The sequence below is a fragment of the Stenotrophomonas sp. CS3K5 genome (assembly GCF_059515225.1).
In genome coordinates, this window is sequence record NZ_JCAKRX010000003.1 from 138,015 (window position 1) to 154,827 (window position 16,813).

12 protein-coding genes are annotated in these 16,813 nt (G+C 63.3%); all 12 read right to left on the reverse strand.

The window, feature by feature from the left end; all coding sequences use genetic code 11:
* Positions 1 to 339: 339 nt before the first annotated feature.
* Positions 340 to 1,104 carry a hypothetical protein gene (locus tag AC5YGJ_RS05685; RefSeq protein WP_496186030.1) on the reverse strand — a complete coding sequence of 255 codons (765 nt, stop codon included), beginning with the start codon at positions 1,102 to 1,104 and terminating at the stop codon, positions 340 to 342.
* A 43-nt stretch (positions 1,105 to 1,147) separates the two neighbouring features.
* The gene (locus AC5YGJ_RS05690; RefSeq protein WP_496186031.1) at positions 1,148 to 1,618 is read right to left on the reverse strand and encodes a hypothetical protein; all 471 of its coding nucleotides are present in this window, start codon (positions 1,616 to 1,618) and stop codon (positions 1,148 to 1,150) included.
* Positions 1,615 to 4,452 (reverse strand): class I SAM-dependent DNA methyltransferase, encoded by a 2,838-nt coding sequence (locus AC5YGJ_RS05695; RefSeq protein WP_496186032.1) that lies wholly within the window; start codon positions 4,450 to 4,452, stop codon positions 1,615 to 1,617. The genes AC5YGJ_RS05690 and AC5YGJ_RS05695 overlap by 4 nt, the downstream gene beginning before the upstream one ends.
* A 774-nt stretch (positions 4,453 to 5,226) precedes the next feature.
* Entirely contained in the window at positions 5,227 to 6,792 is a 1,566-nt protein-coding gene (gene guaA, locus AC5YGJ_RS05700; protein WP_005413109.1) for a glutamine-hydrolyzing GMP synthase, read from the reverse strand.
* Positions 6,789 to 7,268 carry a hypothetical protein gene (locus AC5YGJ_RS05705; RefSeq protein WP_496186160.1) on the reverse strand — a complete coding sequence of 160 codons (480 nt, stop codon included), beginning with the start codon at positions 7,266 to 7,268 and terminating at the stop codon, positions 6,789 to 6,791. Before AC5YGJ_RS05705 ends, guaA begins: the two co-directional genes overlap by 4 nt.
* A 107-nt stretch (positions 7,269 to 7,375) precedes the next feature.
* Positions 7,376 to 8,833 carry an IMP dehydrogenase gene (gene guaB, locus AC5YGJ_RS05710; protein ID WP_005409308.1) on the reverse strand — a complete coding sequence of 486 codons (1,458 nt, stop codon included), beginning with the start codon at positions 8,831 to 8,833 and terminating at the stop codon, positions 7,376 to 7,378.
* A gap of 201 nt (positions 8,834 to 9,034) precedes the next feature.
* Positions 9,035 to 9,913, reverse strand: a complete 879-nt coding sequence (folD, locus tag AC5YGJ_RS05715) for a bifunctional methylenetetrahydrofolate dehydrogenase/methenyltetrahydrofolate cyclohydrolase FolD (RefSeq protein WP_049402332.1) — start codon at positions 9,911 to 9,913, stop codon at positions 9,035 to 9,037.
* A gap of 195 nt (positions 9,914 to 10,108) precedes the next feature.
* Positions 10,109 to 11,938 carry a monovalent cation:proton antiporter-2 (CPA2) family protein gene (locus AC5YGJ_RS05720; RefSeq protein WP_496186033.1) on the reverse strand — a complete coding sequence of 610 codons (1,830 nt, stop codon included), beginning with the start codon at positions 11,936 to 11,938 and terminating at the stop codon, positions 10,109 to 10,111.
* A 249-nt stretch (positions 11,939 to 12,187) separates the two neighbouring features.
* Complete coding sequence (gene moeB / locus AC5YGJ_RS05725; protein WP_496186034.1) at positions 12,188 to 13,324, reverse strand: molybdopterin-synthase adenylyltransferase MoeB; 1,137 nt, start codon at positions 13,322 to 13,324, stop codon at positions 12,188 to 12,190.
* Between the two features lie 173 nt (positions 13,325 to 13,497).
* A complete protein-coding gene (gene der, locus AC5YGJ_RS05730) occupies positions 13,498 to 14,895 on the reverse strand; it encodes a ribosome biogenesis GTPase Der (RefSeq protein ID WP_107232312.1) in 1,398 nt (465 codons plus the stop codon).
* Between the two features lie 17 nt (positions 14,896 to 14,912).
* On the reverse strand, positions 14,913 to 16,121 hold the full coding sequence (gene bamB, locus AC5YGJ_RS05735; RefSeq protein WP_249844257.1) for an outer membrane protein assembly factor BamB: 1,209 nt from the start codon (positions 16,119 to 16,121) through the stop codon (positions 14,913 to 14,915).
* Entirely contained in the window at positions 16,121 to 16,759 is a 639-nt protein-coding gene (locus AC5YGJ_RS05740; RefSeq protein ID WP_496186035.1) for a YfgM family protein, read from the reverse strand. The genes bamB and AC5YGJ_RS05740 overlap by 1 nt, the downstream gene beginning before the upstream one ends.
* Between the last annotated feature and the right edge of the window lie 54 nt (positions 16,760 to 16,813).

The window sequence follows — 16,813 nt, forward strand, 5'->3', positions numbered from 1 at the left end:
ATATAGTCAGACCACCCTGATCAGGCTGACTCCGAGTATCCCGTGCAACGCGAGCATTCGAACAGCTGGAAGGCCAATGGCCGAGCGCAGCGTTTCGCCAGGTAATGGCGCGGCAACACGTTGGGCGGATGCCACGCTAGCCGCAGTGTGCTACTGCGCGACCCGATCACTGTCGCGCAACACGAGAAGCGAAATTCTGGACACAACGGAACGTCGCGCGCTTCATACGAAAGAGCCTGCACTAAAGAGCAATTTTGAAACGCAACACATCCTGCTTGTAGAAGCACTGTGAAATCAAGCCCCCCCCCCCCAAGAGGCGTCGGCGGCATGAATGAATTGTTAGGCCAAGGCTTTGCGCAGTTGCACGACCTGGCTCTGCATGAGCTCCCTCAGACTCTGTCCATTCTTATAAAATTCCTTATCGTAGCGTGAGTACGAAAGTAGATTTCGCTCAAATCGCTCGATACTATCTGTGATCTGACTTATTAATCCTGCCGCTCTTGGAGTCTTCCACGCGACCTTTTGATGATTAAGCCTCCCAATGAACGTGCCCAGATGACCCGCAAGTTCTTCAATGTGGTAGCTACAACGCGTGAAGCGCTCCCTGAGCAGATCTTCTTGTTCCAATGTCGCAGCATAAGACGCATAACCGATTAGCATATCTAAGGATCTGCGGGCCGGATAAAACGGATTACCGCGGTTCAGGATAAACTCGGAGGCGTCAATATCAGCCGACGATTTTATTTGCCTACTCCTATCGGCAAGTTCTTCCTTAGCTTCCCGAAAGGAGTCAATGCACTCATCAAAGGTTTGCACCAGCTTGGTGCTAAGTAACGTTGCCAAGTTGGTTGTTTGCGTGTCTAGACGTGCAATCGCATCAGACACGCGAGCCTCAATAGATGTAAGCGTGGTTGAAACGTGCTCTTGCTTCTTGACCCTAAAGTACTGCGCCGTCAGCCAACTGACGAAAAAAAACGTTGGCGCTGCGACGTTCACGAACTTCGTAATTGACCAACTTGCCTCTCTAGACACCCAAACATTAATGATCGTCCAAAATAGTGCAATGGCGAAAGGTAGCCAGAATTCTCTCAGCAACTGACGCATAGTATTCATTTCTTTGACCTGGCTCCGGAATTGGAATGAACCACTACTCACACTCCACGACGGCCTCGATAATCCTGGCCCAATCCTGTGCGTAACGGCGGCTAGAATTGGTGTAATTGATGTTCTTCTCCGAGTAGCGCGCGACGAATTTGTACAACGTATCTCCGCCACTTTTCACTGGACGAAGATCCTCCATTGGTACTATGAAGAATGTTGATCTATTGAACCAGTAAGCAATAAGAAACCGAGCCGAGAATCTTTCCTTCTCCGTTACCGTAAAATGGCAAACATTCTCATCCCCAGCGACAGCGATTGTTTGGCGCGTCTTTACCTCAACATTGATTTGCTTTCCGTGCCCAATGACAACAATGTCGCAACCTTCGTCCACGTAGTTTCGGAAAGCTTTCCATCCCTCAACACCCTCCTCCGTGATTAACAATGAAAGATAAAGAAGGGCGGAAAGCTCTCCGACTTCTTGAAGTGCTGTTTTCAGGTTCTGGGAGAGTTGCTTCATCGCGAAACTAGCACTGCCCCCCCTGCCCGTTCCTGATTCAGAGCGAAAAGCCGCCGAAGAACTTCCTCATTCGATAGAGGCCATTCCCAGCCGTAAGCCTCTGCTACGACCGCATCCAGCTTGGCGTGTAGATGAGACAACCACGATGGTCGCTCGTTGTAGAGGTTGGTTAAGGTGCGCTTCTTCAGGGCGGTCTCGCAGCCCGGCTTGGCGACTGGACGGAACGGAAAATTGGCCGCTTCCTCATCAGCGGATCGAACCCATTCCACCCACTCCGGAGGATTGAGCCACCGATCTCGCGCTTCGAGCAGCGCCTTCGTGCACACGGCGATGCGCTGGGCCCGAGCGTCGGAGGCGTAGTCCCCGGCTGCGAGATCAAGTGTCAGGCCAGCAGGAAATGGGAACGTCTCAAACGTAGTTGATGGCGTGTAGCGCGGACGGTCTTCCAGGCTGGTGCCCTGCTTCAAGGACCAAAGTTCATGGATTCGCGAGTGCAATATGCCGAAGCTGGTGTCATCCTCCCGAGCAATGGCATAGACCGAGCCGCTGGGGAGAACTTCAGCGGTCATGAAAGTGAAGACGCGATGTTTCGACACCTCAGGGGTGGCAATCCATCTCGACAGAGGACGCAGCGCCGCCCGCATTTCAGGTCGGGGCCGCTGATGGCGCCACCAAAGCTTGGCGGCCGAGGCCTCTCGCCGCACGCTCCCAACCACCACCGCTTCCTTCAGGTGTCGATACGGCAACTCGAAGCATGCGGCCTCTTCTTCGGTCGTATCCGTTCCGAAGTCGATAACCCAGCCATCGCCCGGCCGCCGAACGATGTCCATTCCGTTGACCCAACGTCGGAGAATTTTGCAGTTGGGCCTCCCATTTACATTCGGCTCGGCCAGCCAAGCCAACCCGGTAACCGCGTCGACCTCGAATGGACCTCCGAACTTGGCGCCCTGGAAGCAGACTCCCGCATTGTCCGCTAGCCGTTTTGCATGGGTGACATCAGCGCCTTCTGCCTCCCCTGCCGTCAGATCGGGATAGATGGACGAAACAGCGATGCCGTTCAAGCGTGGCGATTGGCCAGAATTTCCAAAGCAAACCATCGAAACACGGACCGCCGTTCCCCTATCCCACCAATCTTCGTCGCTCCATGCATCGAATATCGGAACATCTTTAGCGATGCGCCTGATCACCTCACGGTTGGTTCCTCCGCGAATGCTATTCGTTGTGACGAGACCCGCCCGCTGAACTACTCTCGTACTCAGCGCATCGTGCGCCTTCGCGAACCAATAGCATACGAGGTCCACTCCGTCCTCAACTCTGCCTTGGTACGCCTTGCGAACCCTATCCATGTACTCCTGCGTCAACTCACGGATTAACTTCTTGTTTCCCACGAACGGCGGATTGCCGACAATGGCATCGGCTTGAGGCCATTGCGCCTCGCTTCCGTCATCGTTGACCAAGGCATCGCGGTTCTCGATGCTCCCAAGCGAGCGCAGGATCGGATTGCGACGCGCCCCATAGCCATTGGAGATCATCCACTGGATCTCGCCGATCCAGACAGTTATGCGCGCGAGTTCCGCCGCGTATTCGTTCAGCTCAATGCCAAGGACGTTCGCCGGTCCTACGCCAGGCGCCTGACGGGGCAAGCCCATGATTTCGGCATCAAAAATGACGTATTGTTCCAGATCCTTCAACGCGCGTAGGGCGACGAAGAGAAAGTTGCCTGACCCGCAGGCCGGGTCCAGTACACGGAACGAACGCAGACGCTCCAAGAAGACGTTAAAGCGCTGCTGCGCAGCCTTAGGAATGCCGCGAACCTTTGACTTGGCCAAGATGTCAGCAATGGCCCGCTTTTCCTTGTCCCACTCAGCTGTCAGTGGATCGACCACCACCGGGCCGACGATCTTCATAATCGTTTCTGGATCGGTATAGTGGGCTCCTAACTGACTGCGCTTAGCGGGGTCCAAACCACGCTCGAACAGGGTGCCGAAGATGGAAGGGTCAATCTCGGACCAGTCCAGTTTCGCCGCCGTGTTCAGGATTTCCAGCTCAGGGGCTTCGAGGCGCAGCGTCGCCGCGTCCTCGAACAGGCCGCCATTGAACCACTCGATGGTGTTAAGGGCAAAATCACCACCATCCCTCATTGCCGCGAACAGTTCCGCCGTTCGGGCCTCGAACTTGTCAGGTTGCGCCTGCGAACTGTTGACCAACTTCGTGAACACATGCTCGGGTAGGAGGCCAATGTCCTCGGCGAACATGCAGAACAACAGCCTATTAAGGAAGTGGGCCACGGCGTGAGGGTCGTGGTGACGCTTGCGCAGGTCCTCGGCCAGCGCCGCAAACAGCCCCGCCGCCTCTTCCGTAATAGCGGCGCGACTGGTCCCAGGCTTCAACTGATGCGGGTCATTGAATGCCGCTGACAGGAGCCGGCGCGCCTCCGGATCGGCAAGGTCTTCGACCGTGAACGCATAGACCTTCTTTACCGTGGCTGTGAAGTTGGTGTGGACCTCGAAGCGTTGAAGGTCGGACACGATAAGAAGTGGCGGGTTCTCCAAGGCGTCGGCGTACATCTTCAATTGCTGGTAGGCCTTCGCAAGATCCTTGTGTGTACCCTTCGCCTCCCAGCCGAAGCACCCCTTTTTCCACGCATCGGCCCAGCCACTGCCCCCGCTAGTCTTGCTAGCGCCGTACTCGTATGTGAACCACTCGTGGTTGGGATCCGCTTCGCGCGGGGTCTTGTGGCCCAGGAGCCGGCACAGGTCCTCAAAAAAAGGCTGAAAGTCGCGGCGCTCGTCGCCGCCGTTCTTCCACTTGGCGATAAAGTCGTGTGGCGTCATGCCGATCAGCACTCTGTTCCCAGGTTACCTGATTATGCATCGCTAAGTCCGTCCCAGCACTATGCCGACTTCTGGGCTCGCCCAATGGCCCATACTCTAAGGACCCTGCCGGCCCTCAACTACCAACCAGAGGGCCGCCTGTGGACGCTAGGAAGCATGCGGCCGCTCCTGAATTACCTTGCGCGGCGACATGTGCAAGGGCTTACTCGTCATCACGACAGAGTGAACTCCGACGGAGCAGGGTAGGTATCCGCAGGGAACGGAACAAGCCTATGTGGCCCATCGTATAGCCTTAACACTCGCCTGAACATTGCACTCGTTAGGTCAAGCTCGATAAGGCGTCTTGCGCGCCATCGAGCAACAAAGATCTACTTTTCAGCGCCGAATGTCGTCTCGGTGTCAAGCAGCCATCTTCCCCCTTAGATGCATAGGATGAGCGTGGCCGAAAAAGCGGTGCCTCGCCAGGTACGTGCAAGGACACATTCGCACGGAGATTATGATCGAACTCACCCCAACCATTTGTGCGCCCACCCTATTCTTTCCACATCCGACAGCACGTAAGTATCTAACAATTAATGGCCAAAGCGCTTACACACAAGGCCAGCGCTAAATCATCCCAGCCCAGCAGATGATCTACCCACAACTCGTTCAACGACGCAAAGCCCCTATGGCTGATACAAGTTCAGTACGATGCGCCAGAAGGCTCGCAACGGGAACGTGTGAGTAGAATCCGCAAACAACAAGGGCGCCTCTCGGCGCCCTCGTTCTTTCAACTCACTCCCACTCAATGGTCGCCGGCGGCTTCCCCGAGATGTCATAGACCACCCGCGACACCCCCCGCAACTCATTGATGATCCGGTTGCTCACCGTACCCAGGAACTCATACGGCAGATGGGCCCAATGCGCGGTCATGAAATCAATCGTCTCAACCGCACGCAGCGCAATCACCCATTCATAAGCCCGCGCGTCGCCCACCACGCCCACCGACTTCACCGGCAGGAACACGGCAAACGCCTGGCTGGTCTTGTCGTACAGATCCGCCTTGCGCAGCTCATCAATGAAGATGGCATCGGCCTTGGCCAGCAGCTCGGCGTATTCGCGCTTCACTTCACCCAAGATACGCACGCCCAGGCCCGGGCCCGGGAACGGGTGGCGGTAGACCATGGTGCGCGGCAGGCCCAGCTCGACGCCCAGGCGGCGCACTTCGTCCTTGAACAGCTCGCGCAGCGGCTCCACCAGGCCCAGCTTCATGTGCTCCGGCAGGCCGCCCACGTTGTGGTGGCTCTTGATCACATGTGCCTTGCCGGTCTTGCTGCCAGCCGACTCGATCACGTCCGGGTAGATGGTGCCCTGCGCCAGCCACTTGGCATTCTTCAGCTTGTTCGATTCTTCGTCGAAGATCTCAACGAACAGGTTGCCGATGATCTTGCGCTTGGCTTCCGGGTCGCTCACGCCTTCCAGCGCAGCAAAGTAACGGTCGGCGGCATTCACGCGCACGACCTTTACGCCCATGTGCTCGGCGAACATCGCCATCACCTGGTCGCCTTCCTGCCAGCGCAGCAGGCCGGTATCCACGAACACGCAGGTCAGCTTCTCGCCGATGGCCTTGTGCAGCAGCGCGGCCACCACGGACGAATCGACGCCGCCGGACAGACCCAGGATCACTTCGTCATCGCCCACCTGTTCGCGCACGCGGGCGATCTGGTCGTCGATGATGTTGGCGGCGGTCCACAGGGTCTGGCAGCCGCACACATCCACCACGAAGCGGCGCAGCAGCGCCTGGCCCTGCAGGGTGTGGGTCACTTCCGGGTGGAACTGCACGCCGTACCAGCGCTTCTCTTCATTGGCCATGGCGGCCACCGGAATGCGGTCGGTGGTGGCGGTGATGGTGAAGCCCGGCGGTGCAACGGAGACATGGTCGCCGTGGCTCATCCAGACATTCAGCTTCGGCTCGCCGCCGTGGTCGCTCAGGCCCTTGAACAGTGCATCCGGGTTGATCACGTTCACTTCGGCGTGGCCGAATTCGCGCTGATCCGCCGCTTCGGTGGCACCGCCCAGCTGCGCGGCCAGGGTCTGCATGCCGTAGCAAATGCCGAAGATCGGCAGGCCGCTGTCGAACACTTCCTGCGGCGCGGCCGGGGCACCCGGCAGCGTGGTCGATTCCGGGCCACCGGACAGGATGATGCCCTTGGCGCCAAACGCGGCGATCTCGGCCGGGTTGTGGTCCCACGCCCAGATTTCGCAGTAGACGCCCAGCTCGCGGATGCGGCGGGCGATCAGCTGCGTGTACTGCGCGCCGAAATCGAGGATGAGGATCTTGTCGTTATGGATGTTGGTCATGGTGCCGTTCCAGTGGTGTTTTTCGCAGCGCCCGGCGCTTCAAGGCTCTGCGTCAGCGTGGCGATGAACGCCTCGCGTTGTTGAATATGTGAGGGGTCTTCCTCATCCCAGCGCAGCATCAGCAGGCCGTGCGGCGCGTTGGGGTTGGCGCGGTCAGCGCGCGGCAGTTCGGCGATTTCCTGCACTTCGGTGCCGGGCACGATGCGCCGTTGCATGGCGTGCATCGGGTAACCGGAATCCACGGCGTTGCCCCAGAACGCGGACTGCGCGCTCATCCGTTTCGGCTCCAGCGGCCCCAGCTCGGCGATGACCACAGGATCTTCAAGCCTGTCACCCAGATCGGTAACGCACCGCAGGATGACCTGCAGCGGGCGCTCGCCGGTGCCCTTCAGCAGCCAGCGCTGTTCGCCAGCGGCCTGCACCTGCCAGCCCTTCGGCAGCGAGAACGCGTTCTGGCACGCCTGTACGTCCTGCAATTGCGAAACCGCCGCGCCCGGAGACCCGGAGCGCGGCGGCGGTTCGGACAACGAACAGCCTGCCATCAGCAGGCTGCCCGTAATCGCAAGAGCAGTTCGCAAGCGCATCAGGCGCGGTAGTTCGGCGGCTCTTTGGTGATGGTCACGTCGTGGACGTGGCTCTCACGCTGGCCGGCGCCGCTGATCTTCACGAACTTGGGCTTGCTGCGCATGTCTTCAATGGTGGCGCAACCTACATAGCCCATGGTGGCGCGCAGGCCGCCCATCAGCTGGTGGATGATGCCGCCCACCGGGCCGCGGTACGGCACGCGGCCTTCGATGCCTTCCGGCACCAGCTTGTCGGCGGTGGCGGCGTCCTGGAAGTAGCGGTCCTTCGACCCCTTCTCCATCGCAGCCAGCGAACCCATGCCGCGGTAGCTCTTGTACGAACGGCCTTGGTACAGCTCGGTCTCGCCCGGCGATTCCTCGGTACCGGCGAGCAGGCCACCGACCATGATGGTCGAGGCACCGGCGGCCAGCGCCTTGCCGATGTCGCCCGAGTAGCGGATGCCACCGTCGGCGATCAGCGGGATGCGGTCCTGCAGCGCTTCGGCCACCAGGTCGATCGCGGTGACCTGCGGCACGCCGACGCCGGCGACGACGCGGGTGGTGCAGATCGAGCCCGGGCCGATGCCGACCTTGACTGCGTCCGCGCCGCTGTCCAGCAGCGCCAGTGCGGCTTCGCCGGTGCAGATGTTGCCACCGATGACCTGCACGTTCGGGAAGTTCTTCTTGACCCAGCTGACGCGGTCCAGCACGCCCTGCGAGTGGCCGTGCGCGGTATCGACCACGATCACGTCCACGCCGGCGGCGACCAGCGCTTCCACGCGGCGATCGGTATCGCCACCCACGCCGACTGCAGCGCCGACCAGCAGGCGGGTCGACAGATCCTTGGCAGCGTTGGGGAAGTCGGTGTTCTTCTGGATGTCCTTGACGGTGATCAGGCCACGCAGTTCGAACGAATCGTTGACCACCAGCACCTTTTCGATGCGGTTGCGGTGCAGCAGCTGCAGCACTTCATCAGACGCGGCGCCTTCCTTGACCGTGATCAGGCGATCCTTCTTGGTCATGATGTGGCGGACCGGATCATCCAGCTCGGTCTCGAAGCGCATGTCGCGGTGGGTCACGATGCCGGCCAGCAGGCCGTCGCTGCCCACCACCGGCACGCCGGAGATGTTGTGCGCCTGGGTCAGGGCCAGCACGTCGCGGATGGTGGTTTCCGGGCCGACGGTGATCGGGTCGCGGATGACACCGGCCTCGAACTTCTTGACCTTGGCCACTTCCGCGGCCTGCTGTTCCAGGCTGAGATTCTTGTGGATGATGCCCATGCCGCCGAGCTGGGCCATGGCGATGGCCAGGCGGGCTTCGGTGACGGTATCCATGGCTGCGGACAGGATCGGAAGCTTGAGCTTCAGGTCGCGAGTCAACCGCGTTTCGAGGTTGACGTCCTTGGGCAGGATGGTCGAGTGGGCGGGGACGAGCGAGACGTCGTCGTAAGTGAGTGCTTCAGCCTGGATGCGCAGCATCGGCATACCCGAGATGTGGGGAAGCGCGACATTTTACCCTGTTTTCGCGCCGCGTGGCAGGGGGTAGATGCGACGCAGTGTCGCGCGGGCGGTGATCCATTCAGGGGCCACACCACAGCAGGTAGTGCCGGCCGCTGGCCGGCAACCTCATGCACCCTCGGAAGGCTTACCGGATTGCCGGCCAGCGGCCGGCACTACCAGTCAGCTCAGCGCTTCCGCCGCTTCCAACGTGTTCTGCATCAACGTGGCCACGGTCATCGGGCCCACGCCACCCGGCACCGGGGTGATCCAGCTGGCCCGCTGCGCAGCGGCCTCAAACCCAACATCGCCCACCAGGCGGCCGTCATCCAAGCGGTTGATACCCACGTCGATCACCACCGCGCCCGGCTTCACCCACTCGCCCGGCACGATGCCCGGGCGGCCCACGGCCACCACCAGGATGTCGGCGTTGCGCACGGCCTGTTCCAGCACGTCCTTGGGGGTGAACTTGTGGCAGCTGGTCACGGTGCAGCCGGCAATCAGCAGTTCCAGGCCCATCGGGCGGCCGACGTGGTTGCTCACGCCCACGATGGTGGCGTTGCGGCCGCGTACCGGCTGGTCGGTGTGGCCCAGCAGCGTGGTGATGCCGCGCGGGGTGCACGGGCGCAGGCCGAACTCGCGCAGGGCCAGGTGGCCGACGTTTTCCGGATGGAAGCCGTCCACGTCCTTGCGCGGGTCGATGCGCTGGATCAGCCGGCGAGCATCCGGAATGCCCGGCAGCGGCAGCTGGATCAGGATGCCGTTGATCTTGGGGTCGGCATTGAGCTGGTCGATCAGGTCAAGCAGCTCGGCCTCGGTGGTACCGGCCGGCAGATCGTAGTCATGCGCCTCGATGCCGACCTTCTCGGCGGCACGGCGCTTGTTGCGCACGTACACGGTCGAGGCCGGGTCGCCGCCGACCAGCACCACGGCCAGGCCCGGACGGCTGCCGCCGGCGGCCACGCGGGCGTCGACGCGCACCTTCAGGCTGTCGAGCAGGTCCTCGGCGATACGGCGGCCATCAAGGATGCGGGCAGGATGCTGGGGGGCGGAATCGGTCATCGGGAGCAGGCGTGGGGCGGCGGGGACGCTATTGTCCCCGATTCACGCGCCCTCGCCCACCGCCAACTTGGGTAATCCCCACCCGGTAGTGCCGGCTTCGGCAATTCCCCACCGGTAGTGCCGGCCGCTGGCCGGCAACCTCACGACGTCGAAGCGTTTCCGTATCTGCCGGCCAGCGGCCGGCACTACCGGGCGCTATTCCTCTTCCGGCACATCCTGCGGGTTCAGCGTCTTGCTCTCCCGCTTCGGCGCGGTGAACGGCGTCGGCGTCGGTACCCCCTGCGGGCTGTTGCCGTAAATCATCCGCGCGCCGGCATTCAAACCCCCACCGGCAATCTCCAGCTCGAAGCGCTCGGCGTCGCGGCGACGGATCTCGGCGGCAATCTCCACCGCATCGTCCTCATCCGCACCCAGTTCCACCAGCGCGGCCTGGCCGAACAGCACCGCCGATTCAAACGTCTCGCGGATCTGGAAATCGACGCCGGCATGAATCAACCGCAGCGAATGCTCACGGTCGAACGAACGCACCATCAGCTTGGCCTGCGGGAACTCATGCGCCACCAGTTCAACGATGCGGTCGGCGGCCTCGGCCTTGTCCACGCACACCGCAATCGCGCGCGCAGTGGCTGCGCCGGAGGCATGCAGCACATCCAACCGCGTGCCGTCGCCGTAGTAGATCTTGAAACCGAACCGCGCCGCGCTCTGGATCATCTCCACATCGTTGTCGATGATGGTCACGTCCACGTCGCGCGCCAGCAGCGACTGGCTGGCGACCTGGCCGAAGCGGCCGAAGCCGATCAGCAGCACGCTGCCGGACAGGCCCTCGGCCTCGTCCACGCCGTCCAGGTTGACCGTCGGCTTCGGTGCGATGCGCTTGTAGAGCAGCACCACCAGCGGAGTCAGCGCCATCGACAGCACCACCACGGCGGTGAAGTTGGCATTGATCTCCAGGTTGATCACGCCGGCCGATGCGGCGGCGGAGAACAGCACGAAGGCGAACTCGCCGCCCTGCGCCATCAGCACGCCACGGTCCAGCGCCTGCGCGTGATCGCTGCCCATGATACGCGCCACCACGTAGATGCACAGCGCCTTGGCTGCCATCAACGCCAGCACCAGGCCGAGGATCAGCTGCCAGTTGCCGGCCACCACGCCCAGGTCCAGCGCCATGCCCACGCTGAGGAAGAACAGGCCGAGCAGGATGCCGCGGAACGGTTCGATGTCCGCTTCGATCTGGTGGCGAAAGGTCGATTCGCTCAGCAGCACACCGGCCAGGAACGCGCCCATCGCCATCGACAGGCCGGACAGCTGCATCAGCAGCGCCGCGCCCAGCACCACCAGCAGTGCGGCGGCGGTCATCACCTCGCGCGCCTTCGATTCGGCCAGCACGCGGAACAGCGGATTGAGCAGGAAGCGGCCGACCAGCACCAGGCCGACGATGGCACCCACGCCGATTGCCACCGACAGCCAGCGCGAGCCTTCGCCATCGGCGCTGCCCGCGCTCGGGCCCATCCACGCCACCAGCGCCAGCAACGGCACGATCAGCAGGTCTTCGAACAGCAGGATGGAGACGATCTTCTGCCCCGACGGCAGCGCGATGTCGCCGCGCTCGGCCAGCAGCTGCATCACCACCGCAGTGGAGGTGAGCACGAAACCGGTGGCGCCGATGAAGGCCACCTGCCATGGCAGGCCGAACAGCTTGGCGATGCTGGTCAGCACCAGCGCACAGGTGACGATCTGCAGCGTGCCCAGCCCGAAGATTTCCTTGCGCAGGCTCCACAGGTGCGAGGGCCGCATTTCCAGGCCGATCACGAACAGGAACATCACCACACCGAGCTCGGCGGTATGCAGGATCGCCTGCGGGTCGGAGAACCAGCCCAGCCCGAACGGCCCGATCGCCAGGCCGGCGGCGAAGTAGCCCAGCACCGAGCCCAGGCCGGCCCGGCGGAACAGGGGCACCATCACCACCGCCGCGCCCAGCAGGGCTACGACCTTGACCAGCTCGCTGGTCGCTGCTTCTACCGCCATGCGGCGTTTTCCCCAAGATCCAGAATCGGGTTCAACAATAGAGCAATGCCGATGACGGCAATAGCACGCATGTTGCGCCGGATTGTCTTGGAAGTGGAACGATGCCCGTAGTGACCCCGAGCATCATCCCGAAACCATGCATCCGCTTTGGCGTTTCCAACCATGCACCCGCCCCGGTAGGTGCCAACCTTGGTTGGCACAAGAGCGCCGACCAAGGTCGGCATCTACCAATGCGCACCCCGATCGGGTTCACCCACCCCGGCAAAACGCGGCGTAATCGATATACCCCGGGAACGGCACGCCCGGCGCGCACACCGGACACTGCGGGTCGGGCCGGATGCCGGTCTCGCGGAAGCGCATGCCCAGCGCGTCGAAGCGCAGCAGCCGCCCCACCAGCGGCTCACCGATGCCCAGCAGCAGCTTCAGCACTTCGGTGGCCTGCAGCACGCCGGCCAGGCCAGGAAGCACGCCCAGCACGCCGGCCTCGGAACAGTTCGGCGCGAACTCCGGCGGCGGCGGCTCCGGGAACAGGCAGCGGTAGCACGGCGCCACGCCACGCTGACGGCCGGCGTCAAACACGCTTACCTGGCCATCAAAGCGCTCGATGGCGGCATACACCAGCGGCTTGGCGTGCTTGATGCAGGCATCGTTGAGCAGGTAGCGCAGCGGGAAGTTGTCCGAGCCATCCAGCACCACGTCCACGCCCTCGAGCAGGGCATCCACGTTCTCGGAGGTCACCCGCTCGGGCACCGCCTCGACCTCGATGGAGGGGTTCAGCGCCAGCAGCCGCTCGCGCGCCGAATCGACCTTGAGCTGGCCGACGCTGGCCTCGGTGTGCACGATCTGCCGGTGCAGGTTGCTGCGCTCGACGCGGTCGTGGTCGGCAAAGCGCAGATGCCCTACCCCAGCGGCCGCCAGATAGAAGCCAGCCGGCGCGCCCAACCCGCCCGCCCCCAGCACCAGCACGCGTGATTGCTGCAGCCGGCGCTGCCCGGCTTCGCCGACTTGAGGCAGCAGCAGGTGGCGCGAATAACGATCGTAGAAGTCACGGTCGGCGGCGCTGGAAAGCGGCTGCACCAGCGGCAGCGACTGCTCGCGCCAGGCGACGGTGCCGCCAGCAACCGAGCTCACGTTGGTGTAGCCCGCATCCAGCAGCACCTGCGCCGCATCGGCCGAGCGCTTGCCGCTCTGGCAGATCAGCAGGACTTCCTGGTCGTGCCGCGGCAGATGCGCCGCCGGGTCGGCCTGCAACTCGCCCTTGGCCACGCCACGCGCGCCCTCGGCCATGCCGCCGGCCCGTTCGTGCGCCTCGCGCACATCGATCAGCACGGCGCCATGGGCCAGGCGCTCTCGTGCCTGCGCGGGGGAAAGCTCTTGGATGCTCATGGGCCGCATTATCGCGCAGACGCTGTGCGCGGGACTGCCCCGGGGTTTCCGAGGGGGTAGTGCCGGCCGCTGGCCGGCAACGCCATCAACACATCAGACGATGCGAGGTTGCCGGCCAGCGGCCGGCACTACCACAAACGAAAAAGGCGGCCCTGCGGCCGCCGTTTCGTGAATCACTTGCCCTTGACGTGCTTCATCAAGCGCCGCTTGGCCTTGACCTGCCGCTCGGTGAGGACGTTCTTCTTGCCCTCGTACGGGTTGGCACCCTCGCGGAAGATGAAGCTCACCGGCGTGCCGATCAGCTTGAAGCGCTTGCGGAAGAAGTTCTCCAGGTAGCGCTTGTACGATTCCTGCAGCTCCTTCAGGCGCGTGCCGTGCACGATGAAGGTCGGCGGGTTGGCGCCGGCCGGGTGCACGTAACGCAGCTTGGAGACATGGCCGCGGATGGTCGGCGGCGGGTTGGTCTCGTACGCCACTTCCAGCGCCTTGTTCACTTCGCTGGTGGTGAAGGTCTTGTTCGCCGATTCGTGCGCGCGGTGCACGGCACGGAACAGCTCACGCAGGCCTGAGCCATGCTTGGCCGAGATGCGCACCGATTCGGCCCACGGCACGAAGCCGAGCTTCAGCGACAGCATGGTTTCGGCCTGCTCGCGCTGGTACTCGGTCAGGCCATCCCACTTGTTGATGGCGATCACCAGCGCGCGGCCGGCATCCAGCACGGCACCGAGCACGGTGGCGTCCTGGTCGGTCACGCCTTCGGTGGCATCCAGCATCAGCACCGCCACCTGGCACTGCTCGATCGACTGCATGGTCTTGACCACCGAGAACTTCTCGACGACCTCGTCCACGCGCGAACGGCGGCGCAGGCCGGCGGTATCGATCAGGCGGTATTCGCGGCCGTCACGCTCCAGGTCCACCGCGATCGAATCGCGGGTGGTGCCCGGCACATCGGAGGCGATCATGCGCTCCTCGCCGAGGATGCGGTTGACCAGCGTCGACTTGCCCACGTTCGGGCGGCCGACGAAGGCGATGCGGATGCGGTTCGGATCGTTGTCCAGCTCTTCGCCGCTGCCTTCTTCGGGCAGGCGCTGGATCACTTCGTCCAGCAGGTCGTCCAGACCCTGGCGATGGGCGGCCGAGACGGTCAGCATCTCGCCGAAGCCGTAGCGGGCAAACTCCGAACGCACGCTGTCCTCGTCGGTGCCGTCGATCTTGTTGATCAGCAGCAGCGTCGGGCGCGACAGCTTGCGCAGCCAAGCCAGGATCTCGTCGTCCAGCGCCGAGGTGCCCTCGCGGGCATCGACGACGAACAGGATCAGATCGGCTTCGGCGGCAGCCGCCCGCGCCTGGCGCGTAGTGGCACCGGCCAGGCCTTCGTCCTCACCGGCAATACCGCCGGTATCCACGACGAGGAAATGGTTGTCCTCGTCGAGGCGGCAGACGCCGTAGTTGCGGTCACGGGTGACGCCGGGCTGGTCATGGACCAGCGCGTCACGGGTGCGCGTAAGCGCATTGAAAATAGTCGACTTGCCGACATTCGGCCGTCCAACCAGGGCGACCAAAGGCAGCATCGCGATTACTCCAATTTTTAGTTTGCCAACCGGAAGGCGGTCAGCTTGCCATCCACGTTCTGCACCAGCAGCACCCCATCCGCCACGACCGGCTGGGCCAGCAGGGCATCGCCACCGCTCTTGGCCCGTGCCGCCATGGCACCATCGGAGGTGCGCAGCCAGTGCACGTATCCCTTGTAGTCGCCGACCACCACGTAGTCACCGTGCAGCGCCGGACCGGTCAGCGAACGACGCGCCAGCTCGGTCTGCGACCACATGGCCGCGCCGCTGGCCTTGTCCAGGCCGAACACGCCGCCCTTGTTGTCGGTGACGAACACATTGCCCGACGACACCGCCACGCCACCGGCACCGCCATGGTCGCGCGCCCACAGCGGGCGACCGGTCGGGCCTTCGATGGCCATGGTCTGGTTCTTGAAGCTGCTCACATACAGGGTGTTGCCCTCGAGCACCGGCGCGCCGTCGACGTCGGCCATGCGCTCCAGCTCGGTACGGCCTTCGCCGTTGCCGAGGTTCTGCTCCCACAGGGTACGCCCATCCTGCTGGGCCAGGGCTGCAACCGAACCCTCGTCCTTGCCGATGAACAGCACGCCCGGGCCGGTCACCACCGGCGCGTTGCCACGCACGGTCAGCGCCGGCAGCTCGCTGGGGTTGAACCACTTCTGGGTGCCGTTGCCGGCGTCGAAGGCAGTCACGCGGCCATCGTTGCTGCGCACGTAGACCAGGCCCTGGGCCACGGCCGGTGCGGCAATGACTTCACCCGGAACACGGGCGCGCCACTTCTCGCTGCCGTCGTTGATGTCCAGGGCGATGACCTGGCCATCCAGGGTGCCGACCACGACCAGGTTCTCACCGACACCCGGGCCGCCGGACAGGCGCAGCTTGGCCTTCTTCTTTTCCTTCTTCGGCTCCCAGGTCCAGGCCTTCTTGCCGGTCTCCAGGTCGATGGCATGCACGCCACCGGTGATCGCCGCAGCGAACACGTGGCCGTTGGCCACCGCCGGGCCCTGGCGCACGCCGATACGGCGCTCGCCCTTGCCCAGGTTGACCGACCAGATCTTGTTGACCTTCACGGTCGGCTCGAACTTGACCAGTTCAGCCGGCTCCTGCGCCTTCTTCGCTGCCGCGTCCTTGCCGGCGAACCAGCCCTTCATGGTGCTGCAGCCGGTCAGGGCCATGCCCATCAGGAGCACGGTGGCGACGCGGGTGATCATGACCTTCTGACTCATCAAACCGACTCCGCAGGGGCGGCGACGGTGCCGCCGGCGTCCATAACCTTGGTTTCCAGCACGCGCCGCTGCGGCGCTGCCACGTCCAGCGACTTCAGCGCCTTTTCGTACTGTGCACGGGCGTCATCACGCTTGCCCTGCGCCAGCAGCGCATCGCCATGGATTTCCAGGCTGCTGCTGTCGGTGGCGCTGCCCAGCAGCTTGATCGCCTCATCGCTCTTGCCGGTGGCCACCAGCAGGCGCGCCACGCGCTGGTCGACCACGCGCTGCAGGTCGCCTTCAACCTTCACCGCGCGCAGGGTCGCCAGGGCTTCTTCGTTCTTGCCGGCATCGACCTGGGCCTTGGCCAGCTGCAGCGCCGCGAGGTCGCCGTAGATGCTGGACGGGCCGGCCTCAAGCGCCTTGACCGCCTTGGCGGCATCGTCGAGCTTGTTCTGCTGCAGGCCTTCGAGCGCCTTCTGGTACTCGACGTTGGCCGAGGCCAGCTTGCCGCCCTGATCCTTCTGGTACCACTGCCAGCCGGCAATGGCACCGATGGCGATGACCACGCCACCGAGGATGCTGGCGCCATTCTTCCGCAGCCAGCTGCGGACGCGTTCACTTTGTTCGTGCTCGTCGAGCAGATCGTCGATCGCCATGCGTACTCTCGCCCCGCCCATCGGGAGGGACCATTGGGTTTAATCGAAGGTGGT

Coding starts and splice junctions, on each gene's coding strand:
- AC5YGJ_RS05685 (WP_496186030.1), bottom strand. CDS start 1,104: ATGCGTCAGTTGCTGAGAGAATTCTGGCTACCTTTCGCCATTGCACTA.
- AC5YGJ_RS05690 (WP_496186031.1), bottom strand. CDS start 1,618: ATGAAGCAACTCTCCCAGAACCTGAAAACAGCACTTCAAGAAGTCGGA.
- AC5YGJ_RS05695 (WP_496186032.1), bottom strand. CDS start 4,452: ATGACGCCACACGACTTTATCGCCAAGTGGAAGAACGGCGGCGACGAG.
- guaA (WP_005413109.1), bottom strand. CDS start 6,792: ATGACCAACATCCATAACGACAAGATCCTCATCCTCGATTTCGGCGCG.
- guaB (WP_005409308.1), bottom strand. CDS start 8,833: ATGCTGCGCATCCAGGCTGAAGCACTCACTTACGACGACGTCTCGCTC.
- folD (WP_049402332.1), bottom strand. CDS start 9,913: ATGACCGATTCCGCCCCCCAGCATCCTGCCCGCATCCTTGATGGCCGC.
- AC5YGJ_RS05720 (WP_496186033.1), bottom strand. CDS start 11,938: ATGGCGGTAGAAGCAGCGACCAGCGAGCTGGTCAAGGTCGTAGCCCTG.
- moeB (WP_496186034.1), bottom strand. CDS start 13,324: ATGAGCATCCAAGAGCTTTCCCCCGCGCAGGCACGAGAGCGCCTGGCC.
- der (WP_107232312.1), bottom strand. CDS start 14,895: ATGCTGCCTTTGGTCGCCCTGGTTGGACGGCCGAATGTCGGCAAGTCG.
- bamB (WP_249844257.1), bottom strand. CDS start 16,121: ATGAGTCAGAAGGTCATGATCACCCGCGTCGCCACCGTGCTCCTGATG.
- AC5YGJ_RS05740 (WP_496186035.1), bottom strand. CDS start 16,759: ATGGCGATCGACGATCTGCTCGACGAGCACGAACAAAGTGAACGCGTC.